We start from the raw sequence: 17383 nt of genomic DNA on the forward strand, positions 1-17383 counted from the left end.
GCGTTTTTCAGACTGGCGTGGTTCTGTCACGAGTCGAAACCGTACGGAAAAAGATGAAAACGATCGAAGTTGACGAAGACCTCTACCGCTATATCGCCAGCCACACGCAACATATCGGCGAGAGCGCCTCTGACATTTTACGGCGGATGCTAAAATTTAATGCCGGTCAAAGCGCGCCTGCGGCAGCGGCGCCGTTAGCCGCTGGCGACGCGGCGCAAAAAGCGATTCAGCCCGCGCGCGCGGAAAACCGCCCGCAGGATCGCGTGCGCGCCGTGCGTGAGCTGCTGCTGTCGGACGAATATGCCGAACAGAAGAAAGCGGTCAATCGCTTTATGATGGTTCTCTCAACGCTCTATCGTCTTGATCCTTCGGCGTTTGCTGAAGCCACTGCGTCGCTGCAGGGCCGTACTCGCGTCTATTTTGCGGGCGACGAGCAAACGCTGTTGCAAAATGGCACCCATACTAAGCCGAAGCATGTCCCCGGCACGCCGTACTGGGTGATCACCAATACCAATACCGGCCGTAAATGCAGCATGGTGGAACACATCATGGTCTCTATGCAGTTCCCGCAGGAGCTGGCAGAGAAAGTTTGCGGCACCATTTAAACTGAAGCGTCAGGGAGAAGCGCCAATGGCCAGTCACCCCCGTGCCGGGCAACCCGCCCAGCAGAGCGATTTGATTAACGTTGCACAGTTAACATCACAGTATTATGTCCTGCAGCCCGACGTGGCGAATCCGGACCATGCGGTGAAATTCGGCACCTCCGGGCATCGCGGCAGCGCAGGACGCCAGAGCTTTAACGAGCACCATATTCTGGCGATCGCGCAGGCCATCGCGGAAGAGCGCAAGAAAAACGGCATTACCGGACCCTGCTATGTCGGTAAAGATACGCATGCGCTCTCCGAGCCGGCGATTCTGTCGGTGCTGGAAGTGCTGGCCGCCAACGGCGTAGACGTCATCGTGCAGCAGGACAACGGCTACACGCCGACGCCGGCGATCTCCAACGCTATTCTTGAGCACAACAAGCAGGGCGGCGCGCAGGCGGACGGCATCGTGATTACGCCGTCGCACAACCCGCCGGAAGATGGCGGCATTAAGTACAACCCGCCGAACGGCGGCCCGGCCGACACCAACGTCACCAAAGTGGTCGAAGATCGCGCCAACCAGCTGATCAAAGCAGGCCTGCAAGAGGTTAAACGTCTGCCGCTGGATCAGGCGTGGGCGAGCGGCCGCATCGTCGAGAAAGATCTGATCCAGCCTTACGTAGAAGGGCTGGCGCAGGTGATCGACTTCGTCGCTATCCAGAAAGCGGGCCTGAAGCTGGGCGTCGATCCGCTGGGCGGCTCCGGCATGGAGTACTGGAAGCGCATCGCCGAGCACTACAACCTCGACCTGACCATCGTGAACGACGCCATTGACCAGACCTTCCGCTTTATGCATCTGGATAAAGACGGCGTGGTGCGCATGGACTGCTCGTCCGAGTGCGCCATGGCGGGGCTGCTGGCCTATAAAGACAAGTTCGACCTGGCGTTCGGCAATGACCCGGACTATGACCGTCACGGCATCGTGACGCCGGCGGGCCTGATGAACCCGAACCACTATCTGGCCGTGGCCATCAACTATCTGTTCCAGCATCGTCCGCAGTGGGGCAAAGAGGTTGCCGTCGGCAAAACGCTGGTCTCCAGCGCGATGATCGACCGCGTGGTTAACGATATCGGCCGTAAGCTGGTGGAAGTGCCGGTGGGCTTTAAGTGGTTCGTTGACGGCTTGTTCGACGGCAGCTTCGGCTTCGGCGGCGAAGAGAGCGCGGGCGCTTCTTTCCTGCGTTTCGACGGCTCCGCCTGGTCGACCGATAAAGACGGCATCATTCTCTGCCTGCTGGCGGCGGAAATCACCGCGGTTACCGGCAAAAACCCGCAGCAGCACTATGACGAGCTGGCTGCGCGCTTCGGCGCGCCGAGCTACAACCGTCTGCAGGCGCCTGCGACTTCTGCGCAGAAAGCAGCGCTGTCGAAGCTGTCGCCGGAGATGGTCAGCGCCGACACCCTGGCGGGCGATCCGATCACCGCGCGCCTGACGGCGGCACCGGGCAACGGCGCCTCTATCGGCGGCCTGAAGGTGATGACGGAAAACGGCTGGTTCGCTGCGCGTCCGTCAGGCACCGAAGACGCCTACAAGATCTACTGCGAAAGCTTCCTGGGCGCCGAGCATCGCGCGCAGATTGAGAAAGAAGCGGTTGAGATCGTCAGCGAAGTGCTGAAAAACGCCTGATAATAAGGGTGTCTAAGTATTCGACAGCAGCAAACCAAAGTGCCGATGTGGATGTCATGGCCTGATCGCAAAGTCGCTCAAGGCATCCATTCTCGCTCGGCCCGCGCCATCCCTGGCGCGGGACGCTTTGCTCTTCAGTCCATGACACCCACATTTTATGTTTCCTGCAGGTATCAAGCGCCCTCTGGGCGCTTTTTTTATGGCATAAAGCGGTAGCCTATGCCGGTTTCGGTCAGCAGATGCTTCGGCTGCGCCGGATCCGCCTCCAGCTTCTGGCGCAGATGCGCCATATAGATGCGCAGATAGTGGCTGTGCTCCACCGCATTCGGCCCCCAGACCTGACTCAACAGCTGGCGCTGCGTCAGCACCTTCCCGATATTGCTCAGCAGCACGCCCAGCAGGCGGAACTCAATCGGCGTCAGATGCACCTCGCGATCGGCGCGCACCACGCGGCGCGCGGCGAGATCGACGCTAACGTCGGCGAATCGGATCACCGGCTCCGGCTGCTGGCCGGGGTGACGACGCAGCGCCACCCGCACGCGCGCCAGCAGTTCGCCAATACCGAAGGGTTTGGTCAGATAGTCATCTGCGCCGACGTCGAGCGCGTCAATCTTATCCTGCTCCTCCACGCGCGCCGACAGCACAATCACCGGCACGGCGCTCCACTGGCGCAGCTCGCGGATAAAATCGCGTCCGTCGCCGTCCGGCAGGCCCAAATCGAGGATCACCAGATCGGGCTTGCGCGTCGCCGCCTCAATCAGCCCGCGCTGCAGCGTGTCGGCATCAAACACCTTCAGCGCTTCGCCTTCCAGCGCAAGGCGCACAAAGCGCCGGATCTCTTTTTCATCTTCAACGATTAGTACGGTGGCCACGCAGCGGTGCTCCATGCCTGAAAACCTGGCGCTACTGTAGCAGCAAAATATCCGGCTGCGAATTGATCATAAGGCGATCAAGCCTTTAACCATTTTGTAACTTACTTACACTATTATCTGAAGGTGAGTCTTAAAAGCGAAAAATAGTGGTCGGATGAGTAGTAAAATTACACAGGGAAGCGTAATATCTGAGCAAGATCACATTTCAGTCACAGCTTTCAAGGAGGCCAACGATGTATCAAAAGTATCCTGTGTATAAAGTCCTGTTGCGGCGCGCGCTGGTTATCCTGCTGGGCGTCGTGGCGTTGCCGGTGATGCTGTTTCGCCAGGATCGGGCACGGTTCTACAGCTATCTTCATCGCATGTGGTGCAAAACCAGCGCTAAGCCGGTCTGGCTGGCGCAGAGCGAAGCCGCAGGCGGCGTCTTCTGGTAATCCGCCTGCATCGCAAAACAGAGCCCGATTCTCCCATCGGGCTTTGTTGTTTCTGAAGCCCCGTCACAGAGAAAAGCCTCTCCAGCCCTGACTTGAGGCTGTTATTCATTCAATTTTCAGCTACACTTAAACCTCTACAAGATTTCGGAGGTTGTACAAGTATGAGCGTAAAAATTCCGCTGGGTATCAGTGCCTGCCTGCTGGGAGAGCAAGTCCGTTTCGACGGCGGTCATAAACGTCTGGCGTTTGCCGTCAACGAGCTTGCGCCCTTTGTACGCTTTGAACCGATCTGCCCCGAAATGGCGATAGGCCTGCCGACGCCGCGTCCGGCGCTGCGGCTGGTAAAGCAGGGCGATGAAGAGATCCATCTCTGCTTCAGCAAAGAGGGTGGCGAAGAGCTGACCCAGCAGATGAACGACTGGTCTGCGGAACGGGTTAAATCGCTACATCACCTGTGCGGCTATATTCTGTGCGCCAAATCGCCCAGCTGCGGTATGGAGCGCGTGCGCGTCTATGAACCCGACACCAATAACAACCGTAAAGCGGGAATGGGGCTGTTCGCCGAAAAGCTTAAGGCAGAGCTGCCCTGGCTGCCGGTTGAAGAGGATGGCCGACTGCACGATCCAGCACTGCGCGAAAACTTCGTTGGACGTATCTGTGCGCTGCACGAATTTAATCAGATGTGGCAGCGCGGGCTTACGCGCGCGCAGCTTATCGCCTTCCACAGCCGCTACAAGCTGCTGATGCTGGCGCATTCGCAGGAGAAATATCGCGAGCTCGGCCCGTTCGTCGCCTCAATGAGCCAGTGGGATTCGCTGGAAGCCTTCGCCTTCGAATACCGTAACCGTATGATGGAACTGCTGTCGCAGCCCGCGTCGCGTCGCAACCACACCAACGTGCTGATGCATGCGCAGGGCTATTTCCGCCGTCAGCTCAGCTCTCCGCAGCGTCAGGAGCTGGCGGAGCTGATCGATCGCTATCGCTGCGGCGTGCAGCCGCTGCTGGCGCCGATCACCATGCTGAAGCACTATATGTCGCAGTATCCGCATCCCTGGCTGACGCAGCAGCGCTACTTCGATCCTTACCCGGAGGCGCTGCGACTGCGTTACGGCCAGTAAGATGCGCACCCATTTAGTCTGGCTGCGTAACGACCTACGCGTGAACGATAATCTGGCGCTGAGCGCCGCCTGCCGCGATCCCGACGCAAAGGTGATCGCGCTGTTTATCGCCACGCCGCAGCAGTGGCGTCAGCACGATATGGCGCCGAAACAGGCGGCTTTTATCTATGACAGCCTGCTCGAACTGCAGCAGGCGCTGGCCGATCGCGGCATTGCGCTGTTTACGCAGGCGTGCGACGACTTCGCTGCGTCGATCGATCTGCTGAGCGCTTTCTGCGAAAAGCACCGCGTCGATGCGCTGTTTTACAACTACCAGTATGAGCTGAACGAACACAGGCGCGACGCCGAGGCGGAAAAGCGCCTCAATAAGGCGGGCGTGGTCTGCCAGGGCTTCGACGACAGCCTGCTGCTGCCGCCGGGCAGCGTACAGACCGGCGACGGCAAGATGTACAAAGTCTATACCCCGTTCAGCAAAGCCTTTGTGCGGCGGCTGCAGCAGGCGCTGCCGGAGTGCGTCGCCGCGCCGAAACCGCGCGGCGACGGCGCGATTAAGGCAGAGGCCGCGCCAGCGCGCTTCGACTATCCTGTGGAAGAGTACGACCGCGAACGCTTTCCGCCGGGCGAGCGTGCGGCGCTGGAACGGCTGCGCCATTTCGCCCGCCAGCCGATCCTTGACTACAGCACGGCGCGCGATATGCCAGCGGTAGACGGCACCAGCCGCCTCTCGGTCTATCTCGCCACCGGCGTACTGTCGCCGCGTCAGTGTCTGCATCGCGTACTGAAAGAGCATCCGCGCGCGCTGGAGGAGAGTAACCTCTTCACCTGGCTCAACGAGCTAATCTGGCGCGAGTTTTATCGTCATCTGATGGTAGCGTTTCCGGCGCTTTGCAGGCATCAGCCTTTTGTCGAATGGACGCGTCACGTTGAATGGCAGCGCAACGACGCGCACTTCGCCGCGTGGCAGGCGGGCAAAACCGGCTATCCCATCGTGGATGCGGCGATGCGGCAGATGAAAGCGCTGGGCTGGATGCATAACCGGCTGCGCATGATCACCGCCAGCTTTCTGGTGAAGGATCTGCTGATCGACTGGCGCGAAGGGGAGCGTTACTTCATGCAAAACCTGATCGACGGCGATCTGGCGGCCAACAACGGCGGCTGGCAGTGGGCGGCGTCGACGGGAACCGATCCGGTGCCGTACTTCCGCATTTTTAACCCAACCACGCAGGGCGAACGCTTCGACAGTCAGGGCGCGTTTATCCGCCAGTGGCTACCGGAGCTAAAAGAGGTGCCGGACAGCGATATCCATCAGCCGCAGCGCTGGGCGGAGAAAAACCACAAGAGACTCGATTATCCGTCGCCAATCGTGGAACATAAGCAGGCCCGTAAAAAGACACTAGACGCCTTTGTGCGCGCGAAAAGCGCAGCCTGAGGCGGCATGGAGCCGTTATGAATCATTACGAACTGGAAAAGATCGTCAATCAGCAGCTCAACAGCGGCGCCTTCAGCGACTACGCGCCGAACGGCCTGCAGGTTGAGGGACGAACCGAGGTCAAAACCCTGATCACCGGCGTAACCGCCAGCCAGGCGCTGGTGGATGAAGCCGTGGCGCGCAACGCCGATGCGATTCTGGTGCATCACGGCTATTTCTGGAAAAGCGAGCCGGCGGTCATCAAAGGCATGAAGCGCAACCGCCTGCGCGCGCTGCTGGCGAACGATATCAATCTTTACGGCTGGCATCTGCCGCTCGACGCCCATCCGACGCTGGGCAATAACGCCCAGCTGGCGAAGCTGCTGGATATCGAGGTGAAAGGCGAGGTGCAGCCGCTGGTCTTCTGGGGCGAGCTGACGACGCCGCTGAGCGGCGAGGCGCTGGCGCAGCGCATCGAAGAAAAACTGGGGCGCACGCCGCTGCACTGCGGCGACAACGCGCCGGCGCAGATCCGTCGCGTCGCCTGGTGCAGCGGCGGCGGCCAGGGGTTTATTGACAGCGCGGCCGCGTTCGGCGTCGACGCCTACATCACCGGCGAAGTCTCCGAGCAGACGATTCACAGCGCCCGCGAGCAGGGACTTCATTTCTTCGCCGCCGGCCATCACGCCACTGAGCGCGGCGGCATCAAAGCGCTGGGCGAGTGGCTGGCCAGCGAGCACGGTCTGGACGTGACTTTTATCGATATTCCCAATCCCGCCTGATTTTTCTCCTCCAGTGCGCCCGCTTTCGGGCGCAAATCTGTTGACACCGTTCTGACACTTTCGCATAACTATTCGCTTTGTTCTGATAATCAGCAGCCGCCGCGCGCGTCGCGCAGCGGAAAAGTGGAGGTGGGATTTGCAACGAGCACGATGTTATCTGCTTGGCGAACAGGCGGTGGTGCTGGAGCTTGAACCACCGGTATCGCTGCAAAGCCAGCAGCGCATTTGGGGATTAACGCAGCATCTGCAGCAGCATGAGCAGGTGGCGGAAGTGATTCCAGGCATGAACAATATCACGCTGCTGCTGCGCGACCCGCAGCAGAACGCGCTGGACGCCATCGAACATCTGCAGCGCTGGTGGGAAGAGAGTGAGGCGCTGGAGGCGACGTCGCGGCTGGTGGAAATCCCGGTGATCTACGGCAACGACGCCGGGCCGGATCTGCAGGTGGTGGCTGACCACGCCGGCCTGACGCCGCAGCAGGTGGTGGAGCTGCACAGCAGCATCGACTACGTGGTCTATTTTATCGGCTTTCAGCCGGGATTCCCCTATCTGGGCGGCCTTGACGACCGTCTCCACACGCCGCGCCGCGCCGAACCGCGCCTGAGCGTGCCGGCCGGCTCGGTGGGCATCGGCGGCAGCCAGACCGGCATCTATCCGCTCGCCACGCCGGGCGGCTGGCAGCTGCTGGGGCGAACCCCCGTTGCGCTGTTTAATCCGCGTCAGCAGCCGCCGACGCTGCTGCGTCCCGGCGACAGCGTGCGCTTTGTGCCGCAAAAGGAGGGCATATGTTGAGGATCCTGCGCGCCGGACTGGCGACCACGCTTCAGGACAGCGGCCGCACTGGCTGGCGGCAGTCCGGCATCAGCGTCGGCGGGGTACTCGACCTGCCTGCGATGCGCACCGCCAACCTGCTGGTCGGCAACGCGCCAGACAGCGCGGTGCTGGAAATCGTACTGGGCCAGTTCAAGGCCGAGTTTATGCGCGACGGCTGGTTCGCCCTGACTGGCGCCGCCTGCAATGCCGAGCTGGACGATAAACCGGTCTGGACCGGCTGGCGGCTGCCGGTGAAGAAAGGGCAGGTGCTGACGCTCTCCATGCCGCTGCACGGCATGCGCAGCTATCTGGCGATCCACGGTGGCTTCGACGTCGCACCGATGCTCGGCTCTCTCAGTACCGATTTGAAAGCGGGCTTCGGCGGCTGGGAAGGACGCAAGCTGGAAGATGGCGACCGTTTGCCGCTCGGCAAGCCGACGCAGCACTTTACGCGCAAAGCGGGTGTCCGCCAGCTGCTGTGGGGCAACCGCATCCGCGCGCTGCCGGGGCCGGAATATCACGAGTTCAGCCGCGAGGCGCAGCAGGCCTTCTGGCGCACGCCCTGGATGCTTAGCCCGCAGAGCAACCGTATGGGCTACCGTTTGCAGGGGCCGGAGCTAAAGCGCGAAACCACGCGCGAGCTGCTGTCGCACGGGCTGGTGCCCGGCGTGGTGCAGGTGCCGCCGAACGGTCAGCCGATTGTGCTGATGGCCGATGCGCAGACCACCGGCGGCTATCCGCGAATCGCCTGCGTGATTGACGCCGATCTCTATCAGCTGGCGCAGATCCGTCTGGGCGAGCCGATTCACTTTCTCCAGTGTTCGCTGCCGGTCGCGATGCAGGCCCGTATGCATCAGCGGCGCGCGCTGGAGCATATGGCATGGGGACTTGCTAATGAAAATTGATTTAAACGCCGATCTCGGCGAAGGCGGCGACAGCGATCGCGCGCTGCTGCAGCTGGTCAGCTCGGCCAATATCGCCTGCGGCTTTCACGCCGGCGACGCGCAGACCATGCTGCAGTCGGTGCGCTGGGCGAAAGAGTTCGGCGTAGCCATCGGCGCGCATCCCAGCTTCCCGGATCGCGAGAACTTCGGCCGCACCGCCATGCAGCTGCCGCCGGAAACGGTCTACGCGCAGATGATCTATCAGATCGGCGCGCTGAAAAGCCTGGCGGAGAGCGAAGGCGAGCGGCTGGCGCACGTTAAGCCGCACGGCATGCTCTATAACCAGGCCGCTGTCGACGCGACGCTGGCGGACGCCATCGCGCGCGCGGTCAAGGCGATCGACGCGGATCTGCTCCTGGTCGGGCTGGCGGGCAGCGAATCGATACGCGCCGCCGCGCGCCATGGGCTGCGCACGCGCGAAGAGGTCTTCGCCGATCGCGGCTACCTCAGCAGCGGCGCGCTGGTGCCGCGCAGTCAGCCGGGCGCGATGATTGAAGAAGAGGCGCGCGCTATCCAGCAGACGCTGACCATGGTGAAAGAGGGAAGGGTAGAGAGCGTCAGCGGCGAGTGGGTCGCGGTTAACGCGCAGACCGTTTGTCTGCACGGCGACGGCGCGCACGCGCTGCTGTTTGCAGAGCGTCTGCGCGACCTCTTCGCCGCCGAGCAGATCGCCGTCACCAGCGCCTGAATTTTCATTTTTTGCCCGGCCTCGCAGCCGGGCTTTTTCAACATAAGGGTAAACATGGATAACGTGATAAACCTCTGGCCGCTTCTGGGCATTGCGGCAATCGTCGTCGGCTTTCTGCTGCGCTTCAATCCGGTGCTGGTGGTAATTGTCGCCGGCTTCGTCACCGGCTTTGCCGCGCTGATGCCGCTGGGCGATATTCTGGAAAAACTGGGCGCGGGCTTTCTTAATACGCGCAATCTGCCGCTGATCCTGCTGCTGCCGCTGGCAGTCATCGGCCTGCTGGAGCGGCACGGCCTGAAAGAGCGCGCGCAGGCCTGGATAGCGCAGATCAAAACCGCCACCGCCGGACGCCTGCTGATCGTCTATCTCTTCGTGCGCGAGGTGACGGCGGCGCTCGGCCTGACCAGCCTCGGCGGTCATCCGCAGATGGTGCGTCCGCTGCTGGCCCCGATGGCGGAAGGCGCGACCGAAAACCGCTATGGCGAGGTATCGCCGGAGGTGCGGCATCGTCTGCGCGCCATGTCGGCGGCGACGGATAACGTCGGGCTCTTCTTCGGCGAAGATATTTTCGTCGCCTTCGGCGCGATTATCTTTATGCACAACTTTATGCTGGAGTCGGCCAATATTCAGACCGAGCCGCTGCATATCGCCGTCTGGGGCATCCCTACCGCCGTGGCGGCCTTTCTTATCCACTCGGCGCGCCTGGTGCGGCTCGATCGTCGGCTGGCGCGCGAACTGCAGGCGCTGAACGGCGACGCGCTGAAAGCGAAAGGAGGTCGCTAATGTTTCAACAACAGTATCTGATGTGGCTGGCGGGCCTGATTCTGCTGGTGGTCGCCGTCCTCTCCTGGCGCGATGCGCATAATCCACGCCGCTTCACCACCGGCCTGTTCTGGGCGCTGTACGGGCTGATTTTTCTGGTCGGCGACTGGACCACGCAGCTGATGAGCGCGCTGTTAGGCACCACGGAGCTGGGCACCCGCTATCTGCACATCGGCGTCGGCGTGCTGGTGGTGGCGATGGCGCTGATCGCCGGCTGCGGCGGCGTGCGCCTCGGACGCTACCATCAGCGCAGCGACGAGGAGAAGCAGGTCAGCGCTCGCCGCCTCGGCAACCGGCTCTTCCTGCCCGCGCTGGCGATCCCGGTGGTGACGGTGATCGGCGTGCTCGCTTTTAACCATATTCCCGGCCTGCAGGAAGCGGTATTCGGCGCAGGCAACCATTCGACGCTGGTGACGCTCTTCTCCATGATGATCGGCTGTCTGCTTGGCTGGCTAATTGCGCTGAAGATGACGCACGAGAAACCAGTGCAGTCGATGCAGGAGACGCGTCGCCTGCTCGATGCCATCGGCTGGGCCTTTATCCTGCCGCAAATTCTCGCCACCTTGGGCCTGCTGTTCACCAGCGCCGGCGTCGGCAGCGCCATTTCCCATCTCACGGAGAACTATCTGGCGGTCGACAACCGCTTTGTCGCCGTCACGGTCTACGCCGTCGGCATGGCGCTGCTGACCATGGTGATGGGCAACGCCTTCGCCGCGTTCCCGATTATTACCGCCGGCGTCGGCATTCCGATTCTGGTGCTGCAGCATCATGGCGATCCCGCCGTGATGGCGGCGATCGGCATGTTCTCGGGCTACTGCGGCACGCTGATGACGCCGATGGCGGCCAACTTCAATATCGTGCCCGCCGCGCTGCTGGAGCTGCCGGATCGTAACGCGGTGATCAAGGCTCAGGTGCCGACCGGTGTGCTACTGTTAATCGTTAACGTATTTCTGCTCTATTTCCTGATGTTCCGGTGAGGTCAGTATGAAGACGGTATTAGTGACGGCGTTCGAGCCTTTCGGCGGCGAAACGATCAATCCCTCGTGGGAAGCGGTGCGCGCGCTCGAAGGCAAAGCGATCGGCGGCGCGCGCATCGTGGCGCGTCAGCTGCCGGTGGTCTTTAGCGACGTGCTCGGCGTGCTCTATGCCGCCATGGATGAAGTCGAGCCCGATTTGATTCTCTCTGTCGGCCAGGCGGGCGGGCGCAGCGATATCACCGTCGAGCGCATCGGCATTAACGTCGACGACGCGCGTATCGCCGATAACGCGGGGCAGCAGCCGGTGGACGAGCCGATTGTGGCGGACGGCCCGGCGGGCTATTTCTCCACGCTGCCGATTAAGGCGATTGTCGCCGCGGTGCGCGCGGCCGGGATCCCCGCGTCGGTGTCGCAAACCGCCGGCACCTTTACCTGCAATCGCGTGATGTACGGCCTGCTGCACCGGCTGCACAGCCAGGGCAACCGCGTGCGCGGCGGCTTCGTGCATATTCCCTATCTGCCTGAGCAGGCGGCGCAGCACCTTGGCGCGCCAAGCATGGCGCGCGATCACGTGATGCAGGCGCTGGAGATCGCCATTCGCGTCTCGCTGGAGACGGAAACGGACCTGAAAGTCGGCGGCGGCGCCACGCACTAAGAGGACGACTATGCCTGAAGGACCGGAGATCCGCCGCGCGGCGGATCAGCTTGAAGAAGCGATTGTCGGCAAACCGTTGACGGACGTCTGGTTTGCCTTTCCCGAACTCAAAACCTACGAGCCGGCGCTGCTGGGCGAGCAGGTCAATGCCATCGAGACGCGCGGCAAAGCGCTGCTGACGCACTTTTCCAACGGCCTGACGCTCTACAGCCATAATCAGCTGTACGGCGTCTGGCGCGTGGTGGAGAGCGGCACGGTGCCGGAAACTAAACGCCAGCTGCGCGTGCGGCTGGCGGTCGCCGATCGCGCCATTCTGCTCTACAGCGCCTCCGATATCGAACTGCTGAACGCCGAGTCGCTGGCGGCGCATCCGTTTTTAAATCGCGTTGGCCCCGACGTGCTCGATGCGCAGCTTGACGTAGCGACGGTGCGCGAGCGGCTGCTGTCGCCGCGCTTTCGCCGCCGTCAGTTCAGCGGGCTGCTGCTCGATCAGGCGTTTCTGGCGGGGCTGGGCAACTATCTGCGCGTAGAGATCCTCTGGCAGGCGGGCCTGCTGGCGCAGCATCGCGCGCAGGATTTAACGGATCAGCAGCTTGACGTGCTCAGCGAGGCGCTGCTGGCGATACCGCGTCACTCCTACCGGATGCGCGGCACCATGAAGAAGTACCATCACGGCGCGGCGTTTCGCTTTGAGGTGTTTCATCGGCAGGGCAAGAAGTGCCGCCGCTGCGGCGAGATGATTCAGAAGGGAACGCTGTCGTCGCGCCCGTTTTACTGGTGTCCGGGTTGCCAGCACTAAAAGGGCACGGCCTATTGCTACAGACGACTTAAAAGCTTAAGGAGCGGGTAACCGGACTCGAGGAGCAAAGCGTCCCACGCCAGGGATGGCGTGGGCCGAGCTGGCAAGGATGCCGTTTGTTGCGTCTTTGCGATCGGGTCCGGCTACCCGCGACCGTCACAGAGCTATCAGGCTATACAACGCACAAAAGCAAAAGCGGAGATTTCTCTCCGCTCATAGTCTGATATATCGAGCCGACGCGGGTAACATAGCCCGATCGCAAAGTCGCTTTACGCATCCCTGCGCGCTCGGCCCACGCCATCCCTGGCGTGGGACGCTTTGCTCTTCGGGCCATGTTACCCGCTCTTCAGGCTTCTGTGCGGCCTGAACAGAATCCGCTGCGGTTATTTCTTCAGCGCAGACGTAAACTCACGCTCGGTATAGCCGGTATAGAGCTGACGCGGACGCGCAATTTTCATGCCTTCGTCATGCATCTCTTTCCAGTGGGCGATCCAGCCGACGGTACGCGCCATGGCGAAAATCACGGTAAACATCGAAGACGGAATACCCATCGCTTTCAGAATAATGCCGGAGTAGAAATCGACGTTCGGATAGAGTTTGCGCTCGATAAAGTAGGGGTCGTTCAGCGCGATATGCTCCAGCTCCATCGCCACTTCCAGCAGGTCATCCTTCATGCCCAGCTCGTTCAGCACTTCATGGCAGGTCTCACGCATCACGGTGGCGCGCGGGTCGTAGTTCTTGTAAACGCGGTGACCAAAGCCCATCAGGCGGAAAGAGTCGTTTTTATCTTTCGCGCGGCGCACAAATTCCGGAATATGCTCAACGGTGCTGATCTCTTCCAGCATACGCAGAGTCGCTTCGTTCGCGCCGCCGTGCGCCGGTCCCCACAGCGAGGCGATGCCCGCGGCGATACAGGCGAACGGGTTGGCGCCGGACGAGCCTGCGGTGCGCACGGTAGACGTAGAGGCGTTCTGCTCATGGTCGGCGTGCAGGATAAGAATACGGTCCATGGCGCGTTCCAGCACCGGGTTCACCTTGTACTCTTCGCAAGGGGTGGCGAACATCATATGCAGGAAGTTGCCGGCGTAGGAGAGATCGTTGCGCGGATAAACGAAAGGCTGACCGATAGAATATTTGTAACACATTGCCGCCATGGTCGGCATCTTCGACAGCAGACGGAACGCGGCGATTTCACGGTGACGCTCGTTATTCACATCCAGCGAATCGTGATAAAAGGCAGCCAGCGCGCCGGTCACGCCGCACATCACCGCCATTGGGTGGGAGTCGCGACGGAAGCCGTGGAACAGACGGGTAATCTGCTCATGGATCATGGTATGACGGGTTACGGTCTCGCGGAACTCTTCAAACTGCTTCTGCGTCGGCGCTTCGCCGTTCAGCAGGATATAGCATACTTCCAGATAGTTAGAGTGGGTCGCCAACTGATCGATAGGGAAGCCGCGATGCAGCAGAATGCCTTCATCGCCGTCGATAAAGGTGATTTTGGATTCGCAGGACGCTGTAGAGGTGAAACCCGGGTCAAAGGTGAAAAGGCCGCTGGAGCCCAGGGCGCGGACATCAACCACATCCTGCCCAAGTGTGCCTTGCAGCACGTCCAGCTCAAGAGCCGTGTCATCTTGTAGGGTTAGCGTCACTTTTTTATCTGTCATTTTCGTCTCCATAGCGCCTTATGTAAGTATGGATCTTAGACACCTGAAAAGCGGTCATGTTGCGGTCGCCATTAACTTCACAATAACACTCTGCGGTAACAACGCGGGTGCAGGGTACAGAGTGAGAGGCGTTTCCCGGCAGGGAACGTGGCAGTCATGAAATTCTGCATATCGCGGTTGTTAAAGATCCGGTCTGGACATAACTTTCTGGTAATCAACAACCTGTTGTTTTAGGGTGCTCATAACCAGAATGTTACATAACTTGTTCTTAGGGGAAAGTGTATCCCCATAACTTTTGTGCATCACTGGGGTTTGATGCCCTAGTTTGTAACTGAATTGTTGAACTTTTGTCAAATCAGATAATTAGATTTGTATTAAATGTGAAATTCGTGAGTCGGATCACTGTTTCACGCAAATGTACCCAAAGAGATTGTAGGGTAATTGTAATAAGAATGTGATCGTCCTATACTGCCGCCAGGTCTCCGGAAACCCCCTGACACCAGGAGCCACCCAGCGTTTCTACCGCGTCAATTAACACTGGATGTTGCTGATTTGGTGACGGTTAAAGTCTGAACACACCTGTGATTCGACTCCGCCTCAGGGACCGGAGGAAGCAAAATAAAAAAGAGCTGTGTGGGCAAAACCGTGAAAAAACAAAGACCTGTCAACTTGGATCTCTCGACGATCCGGTTTCCCGTTACTGCAATATCGTCCATTCTCCACCGCGTTTCCGGCGTCATAACCTTTGTGGCTCTCGGTATCCTGCTCTGGTTGCTGGGCACTTCTCTCTCTTCCCCGGAAGGTTTCCAGCACGCTGCCGCCATTATGGATAGCTTCTTCGTGAAGTTTATTCTCTGGGGCATCCTTACCGCGCTGGCATTCCACACGGTGGGCGGGATTCGTCATATGTTGATGGACTTTGGTTACCTTGCTGAGACGCTGGCTATCGGCCGCCAATCCGCCTGGGTCACCTTCGGCATTACTGTCGTGCTTTCAATCCTGGCAGGAGTTCTCGTATGGTAAGCAATGCATCCTCGTTGGGCCGCAACGGCATTCAGGACTGGCTGCTGCTGCGCGCTTCGGCAATCCTCATTACGCTCTACATCCTCTACATCGTGGGCTTTATCGCCCTGACCGACACGCTGACCTATGATGTCTGGCGCGGCTTCTTCGCCTCGTCTTTCACCAAAGTGTTCACTCTGCTGACGCTGTTCTCGATTCTGATCCACGGCTGGATTGGAATGTGGCAAGTGCTGACCGACTACGTAAAAGGTTTGGCCGTGCGTCTGATTCTGCAGTTTGCGATTGTGATCGCGCTGTTGTCGTATGCAATTTATGGAACTGTTGTGGTGTGGGGTGTGTAAATGAATTTGCCAGTCAGAGAATTTGATGCCGTGGTGATCGGCGCAGGCGGCGCAGGAATGCGCGCCGCACTGCAAATCTCCCAGTCGGGCCAGACCTGCGCCCTGCTGTCGAAAGTCTTCCCGACCCGTTCCCACACCGTGTCTGCGCAGGGCGGCATTACCGTCGCGCTCGGCAACACCCATGAAGACAACTGGGAATGGCATATGTACGATACCGTCAAAGGTTCCGACTATATCGGCGACCAGGACGCGATCGAATATATGTGTAAAACCGGCCCGGAAGCGATTCTGGAGCTGGAACATATGGGTCTGCCGTTCTCCCGTCTGGAGGATGGCCGCGTTTATCAGCGTCCGTTCGGCGGCCAGTCGAAAAATTTCGGCGGCGAGCAGGCGGCACGCACCGCGGCCGCGGCTGACCGTACCGGTCACGCGCTGCTGCATACGCTCTATCAGCAGAACCTGAAAAACAAAACCACCATCTTCTCCGAATGGTATGCGCTCGACCTGGTGAAAAATCAGGACGGCGCCATTGTCGGCTGTACGGCGATCTGCATTGAAACCGGCGAAACCGTCTACTTCAAAGCCAAAGCGACCATTCTGGCCACCGGCGGCGCCGGCCGTATCTATCAGTCCACCACCAACGCGCATATCAACACCGGCGACGGCGTCGGTATGGCGCTGCGCGCAGGCGTGCCGGTGCAGGATATGGAGATGTGGCAGTTCCACCCGACCGGCATCGCCGGCGCGGGCGTGCTGGTAACCGAAGGGTGCCGCGGCGAAGGCGGCTACCTGCTGAACAAACACGGCGAGCGCTTTATGGAGCGTTACGCGCCGAATGCCAAAGATCTGGCGGGCCGCGACGTGGTCGCGCGCTCGATGATGATTGAAATCCGCGAAGGCCGCGGCTGCGACGGCCCCTGGGGCCCGCATATCAAACTGAAGCTCGATCACCTGGGCGCCGAAGTGCTGGAGTCGCGACTGCCGGGCATCCTCGAGCTGTCGCGCACCTTTGCGCACGCCGATCCGATCAAAGAGCCGATTCCGGTGATCCCGACCTGTCACTACATGATGGGCGGCATTCCGACCAAAGTGACCGGCCAGGCGCTGCGCGTTAACGCGCAGGGCGAAGATGAAGTGATCCCCGGCCTGTTCGCCGTTGGCGAAATCGCCTGCGTCTCGGTGCACGGCGCCAACCGCCTCGGCGGCAACTCGCTGCTGGACCTGGTGGTATTCGGCCGCGCGGCCGGCGTGCATCTGATGGAGTGCATCGAACAACAGGGCCCGCTGCGCGACGCCACGCTGGATGAAATCGACGCCGCCATGGCGCGCTTCAACCGCTGGGAAAACAACACCACCGGCGAAGACCCGGTAGAAATCCGTAAAGCGCTGCAGCGCTGCATGCAGAACAACTTCTCAGTATTCCGCGAAGGCGATGCGATGAAGCAGGGTCTGGAAGAGCTGAAACAGATTCGCGAGCGTCTGAAATCAGCCCGTCTGGATGACCGTTCACCGGACTTCAATACCCAGCGTATTGAGTGCTTGGAGCTGGATAACCTGATGGAAACGGCTTACGCCACGGCGGTAGCGGCGAACTTCCGCACCGAAAGCCGCGGCGCGCACAGTCGATTCGACTTCCCGGATCGCGATGATGAAAACTGGTTGTGCCACAGTCTCTACGTCCCCGAAACCGAGAGCATGACGCGCCGCGAGGTGAACATGCAGCCGAAACTGCGCGCGGCCTTCCCGCCGAAAGTGCGTACCTACTAAT

General features: G+C 60.4%; 18 protein-coding genes. 16 read left to right on the plus strand and 2 right to left on the minus strand.

Going from position 1 to position 17383, the window contains the following annotated elements; all coding sequences use genetic code 11:
• The first annotated feature begins 53 nt into the window (after nucleotides 1-53).
• Both seqA and pgm read left to right on the plus strand, forming a co-directional pair.
• Nucleotides 54-605: a replication initiation negative regulator SeqA gene (gene seqA / locus B3229_RS16160; RefSeq protein WP_286872415.1), complete on the plus strand. Its 552-nt coding sequence runs from the start codon at nucleotides 54-56 to the stop codon at nucleotides 603-605.
• Between the two features lie 25 nt (nucleotides 606-630).
• On the plus strand, nucleotides 631-2271 hold the full coding sequence (gene pgm, locus B3229_RS16165; protein WP_286872417.1) for a phosphoglucomutase (alpha-D-glucose-1,6-bisphosphate-dependent): 1641 nt from the start codon (nucleotides 631-633) through the stop codon (nucleotides 2269-2271).
• Between the two features lie 197 nt (nucleotides 2272-2468).
• Here the strand turns inward: pgm and kdpE are convergent, their stop codons facing one another.
• Complete coding sequence (gene kdpE, locus B3229_RS16170) at nucleotides 2469-3143, minus strand: two-component system response regulator KdpE (protein WP_048786937.1); 675 nt, start codon at nucleotides 3141-3143, stop codon at nucleotides 2469-2471.
• Between the two features lie 233 nt (nucleotides 3144-3376).
• On the opposite strand from kdpE, the gene B3229_RS16175 reads away from it, so the two are divergent.
• The 11 genes from B3229_RS16175 to nei all read left to right on the plus strand — a co-directional run bounded on the left by B3229_RS16175 (nucleotide 3377) and on the right by nei (nucleotide 12584).
• A complete protein-coding gene (locus B3229_RS16175; RefSeq protein WP_048786926.1) occupies nucleotides 3377-3577 on the plus strand; it encodes a YbfA family protein in 201 nt (66 codons plus the stop codon).
• Between the two features lie 161 nt (nucleotides 3578-3738).
• Nucleotides 3739-4695, plus strand: a complete 957-nt coding sequence (locus B3229_RS16180; protein WP_048786925.1) for a YbgA family protein — start codon at nucleotides 3739-3741, stop codon at nucleotides 4693-4695.
• 1 nt (nucleotide 4696) lies between these two features.
• Entirely contained in the window at nucleotides 4697-6124 is a 1428-nt protein-coding gene (gene phrB / locus B3229_RS16185; RefSeq protein WP_286872421.1) for a deoxyribodipyrimidine photo-lyase, read from the plus strand.
• A 17-nt stretch (nucleotides 6125-6141) separates the two neighbouring features.
• Nucleotides 6142-6885, plus strand: coding sequence for a type 2 GTP cyclohydrolase I (locus B3229_RS16190; protein WP_286872423.1), 744 nt, complete (start codon nucleotides 6142-6144; stop codon nucleotides 6883-6885).
• 136 nt (nucleotides 6886-7021) lie between these two features.
• A complete protein-coding gene (gene pxpB / locus B3229_RS16195; RefSeq protein ID WP_277268630.1) occupies nucleotides 7022-7678 on the plus strand; it encodes a 5-oxoprolinase subunit PxpB in 657 nt (218 codons plus the stop codon).
• Nucleotides 7672-8604 carry a 5-oxoprolinase subunit PxpC gene (pxpC, locus tag B3229_RS16200; RefSeq protein WP_048786921.1) on the plus strand — a complete coding sequence of 311 codons (933 nt, stop codon included), beginning with the start codon at nucleotides 7672-7674 and terminating at the stop codon, nucleotides 8602-8604. The genes pxpB and pxpC overlap by 7 nt, the downstream gene beginning before the upstream one ends.
• Entirely contained in the window at nucleotides 8594-9331 is a 738-nt protein-coding gene (pxpA, locus tag B3229_RS16205; protein ID WP_286872427.1) for a 5-oxoprolinase subunit PxpA, read from the plus strand. Before pxpC ends, pxpA begins: the two co-directional genes overlap by 11 nt.
• A 54-nt stretch (nucleotides 9332-9385) precedes the next feature.
• Nucleotides 9386-10114: a DUF969 domain-containing protein gene (locus B3229_RS16210; protein WP_286872429.1), complete on the plus strand. Its 729-nt coding sequence runs from the start codon at nucleotides 9386-9388 to the stop codon at nucleotides 10112-10114.
• Nucleotides 10114-11130: a DUF979 domain-containing protein gene (locus B3229_RS16215; RefSeq protein ID WP_286872430.1), complete on the plus strand. Its 1017-nt coding sequence runs from the start codon at nucleotides 10114-10116 to the stop codon at nucleotides 11128-11130. Before B3229_RS16210 ends, B3229_RS16215 begins: the two co-directional genes overlap by 1 nt.
• A 7-nt stretch (nucleotides 11131-11137) precedes the next feature.
• On the plus strand, nucleotides 11138-11785 hold the full coding sequence (gene pcp, locus B3229_RS16220) for a pyroglutamyl-peptidase I (RefSeq protein ID WP_286872432.1): 648 nt from the start codon (nucleotides 11138-11140) through the stop codon (nucleotides 11783-11785).
• Nucleotides 11786-11795: 10 nt separating this feature from the next.
• Nucleotides 11796-12584 carry an endonuclease VIII gene (nei, locus tag B3229_RS16225; protein WP_286872433.1) on the plus strand — a complete coding sequence of 263 codons (789 nt, stop codon included), beginning with the start codon at nucleotides 11796-11798 and terminating at the stop codon, nucleotides 12582-12584.
• Between the two features lie 383 nt (nucleotides 12585-12967).
• On the opposite strand, the gene B3229_RS16230 is transcribed toward nei, so the two are convergent.
• Nucleotides 12968-14251, minus strand: coding sequence for a citrate synthase (locus tag B3229_RS16230; RefSeq protein ID WP_033751723.1), 1284 nt, complete (start codon nucleotides 14249-14251; stop codon nucleotides 12968-12970).
• A 633-nt stretch (nucleotides 14252-14884) separates the two neighbouring features.
• Between B3229_RS16230 and sdhC the strand changes: the two genes are divergently transcribed.
• The 3 genes from sdhC to sdhA are packed head-to-tail and all read left to right on the plus strand — an operon-like array spanning nucleotide 14885 to nucleotide 17382.
• Nucleotides 14885-15274, plus strand: coding sequence for a succinate dehydrogenase cytochrome b556 subunit (sdhC, locus tag B3229_RS16235; protein WP_033751718.1), 390 nt, complete (start codon nucleotides 14885-14887; stop codon nucleotides 15272-15274).
• A complete protein-coding gene (gene sdhD, locus B3229_RS16240; RefSeq protein WP_033751715.1) occupies nucleotides 15268-15615 on the plus strand; it encodes a succinate dehydrogenase membrane anchor subunit in 348 nt (115 codons plus the stop codon). Before sdhC ends, sdhD begins: the two co-directional genes overlap by 7 nt.
• Nucleotides 15616-17382 (plus strand): succinate dehydrogenase flavoprotein subunit, encoded by a 1767-nt coding sequence (gene sdhA, locus B3229_RS16245; RefSeq protein ID WP_048786916.1) that lies wholly within the window; start codon nucleotides 15616-15618, stop codon nucleotides 17380-17382.
• Nucleotide 17383: the final 1 nt, after the last annotated feature.

This window comes from Pantoea sp. UBA5035, from assembly GCF_002415245.1.
Lineage (GTDB): Bacteria > Pseudomonadota > Gammaproteobacteria > Enterobacterales > Enterobacteriaceae > Pantoea > Pantoea septica.